Origin of the sequence: Dysgonomonas sp. Marseille-P4677 (assembly GCF_016652235.1) — a bacterium.
In the GTDB taxonomy this organism is placed as follows: domain Bacteria; phylum Bacteroidota; class Bacteroidia; order Bacteroidales; family Dysgonomonadaceae; genus Dysgonomonas.
The window spans coordinates 1-2,098 of sequence record NZ_JAEPKU010000249.1 but is presented as its reverse complement, the minus strand read 5'-3'; the positions used below and the strand labels follow the sequence as shown (position 1 = coordinate 2,098).

The window sequence follows — 2,098 nt, the reverse complement described above, 5'->3', positions numbered from 1 at the left end:
ATATATTACCTACCTATAGGATGAAACAATATTCTTTAATCAACGAATTTTTGTATTAAAACACAGATCCTGATTACAAATACTTATTAGAAAAGTTTGGATATTATTTTAAAAATATTACGTTTGCATCCATATTCGAAAAGCAGGAAAACCATCGGAGTGTGGAAATATGAAAAACTTCTGATTTACTATCAAAATATTAAGAGTATAGATAAGTAAGTGCACCTATTATTAGTCGGTTGTATTATAATTATATAAAAAAACATTATCATCTTGTAATGATGGTAATATAGTTGCTAAGATAGGGGAAGACTCGAAAGAAAAACCTTTAGCGAGCCTTTTTTGTTTTTATATATAGTTAAGATATAATTTGATAGCTCCATCTTATTCTTATTTTATGGAAGGACTTTTGCTTTATATTATTCAACAAACTTCAATGCTTATATTATGCAATAGTATATAATTTATTTTTAGAGATCATATTCATGCCGAAAGATGAGTTAATTCTACAAAATTTCAATGAACTTTTTTCGATATATCGAAACCGCTTCATCCTTTTTGCCTATAGCTACGTTGATAATAAAGAAGTGGCAGAAGACATTGTTATGGATAGCTTTATGTACTATTGGGAAAAACGTTCAGATTTAGCTGATACATCAAATATACCCGGATATATTCTTACCGTAATAAAGCATAAGTGCTTAAATTATCTCAAACATAAGCTTTATGTAGAAAAGGCCCATTCGGAAATAAATACTCATCAAAATAGAGTTATAGAACTAAATATATCATCATTAGAAGTATGCGACCCTCAAGAACTATTTGTAAAGGAGTTGGAGGCACTTTTAATCGATGCCCTTCAAAAATTACCGGAGCTTACTCGAATCGTATTTATTAGTAGCCGGCTTAATAATAAGACATACAAAGAGATCAGTGCTGATCTGGATATTACTGTGAAAAGTATTGAATATCATTTATCTAAGGCTACCAAGTTTCTTAAAGAAAATTTGAAAGACTATCTACCTCTTTTTCTGTTAATATCATTCATTAAATAATTTAAATAGTTAACTTATGTTAAATATACGGATTCCATCAGGGATCGTTAACCTTTAATTGCTTTATCTATATGAACCAAGAATTTGATAAAAATATATTTTATAAATTTTTCTCGAGAGACATCAGTATCGAAGAAGAAAAACAATTGCTTGATTGGATCGATGAATCGGCCGATAATAAATCCATATTTCTGTCCGAAAGAGAATTATACAATCAATTAATTTTAAATACTGATGAGAAAAGACTAGAAGGACTAATTGAAGAAGAAAAACAACGTACTAGCAGACGTATTCCGATGTGGGTAAAAGAAGTATTGAAAGTATCAGCAGTTATCTTGTTGGTTTTAGGAGGAATGTATTTTTTCAATCAGCAGAAATATAATAATTTGACAGCACTTTCTAACGAGATTTCTATACCGGCGGGAGAAAAGGTTAGTTTGACTCTCTCCGATGGAACTAAAGTCTGGGTTAACGCAAAATCGAAGTTCACTTATCCATCCCTGTTCGGAGAAAAAGAAAGACGAGTCTTTTTGGATGGTGAGGCATTTTTTGATGTAAAGAGCAACGCGAAAATACCATTTATAGTTGAAACCTCTAAAGGGCAGATTAAAGTATTAGGAACCGAATTTAATGTTGATGCATACTCCCAATCTTCAAGAATATCTGTTTCACTATTTAAAGGTAAAGTCGAAATAACAGGAGCGATGGCTCCAAAACCTGTGGTATTGAGTCCCAATGAGTATTTCGAAAGTGTAAACAATATATCTAAAATTGGTGAATTTGAAAATAATTCAGCCGCTCTATGGAAAGATGGACTGATTGCATTCAAAGATACTCCCTTTCTGGAGTTAATGAAGACATTCGAAAAATATTATGATGTAAAGATAGAAATATTGAATACCAAATTGTCAGATATTGAACTTACAGGTAAAATCCGAATTAATGATGGCATAGAGCATGCGCTAAAAGTAATCCAGAAGAATGCCAACTTTAGTTTTCAAAGAGACAGTGACGAAAGTAATATAATATATATAAGATAGAGA

At 30.9% G+C, this 2,098-nt stretch carries 2 protein-coding genes; both read left to right on the top strand.

What is annotated here, in order from left to right; translation table 11 throughout:
* Window positions 1–485 precede the first annotated feature (485 nt).
* Window positions 486–1,055, top strand: coding sequence for an RNA polymerase sigma-70 factor (locus JGH11_RS19815; RefSeq protein ID WP_201114670.1), 570 nt, complete (start codon window positions 486–488; stop codon window positions 1,053–1,055).
* 71 nt (window positions 1,056–1,126) lie between these two features.
* Window positions 1,127–2,095 carry a FecR family protein gene (locus JGH11_RS19810; protein ID WP_201114669.1) on the top strand — a complete coding sequence of 323 codons (969 nt, stop codon included), beginning with the start codon at window positions 1,127–1,129 and terminating at the stop codon, window positions 2,093–2,095.
* Window positions 2,096–2,098: the final 3 nt, after the last annotated feature.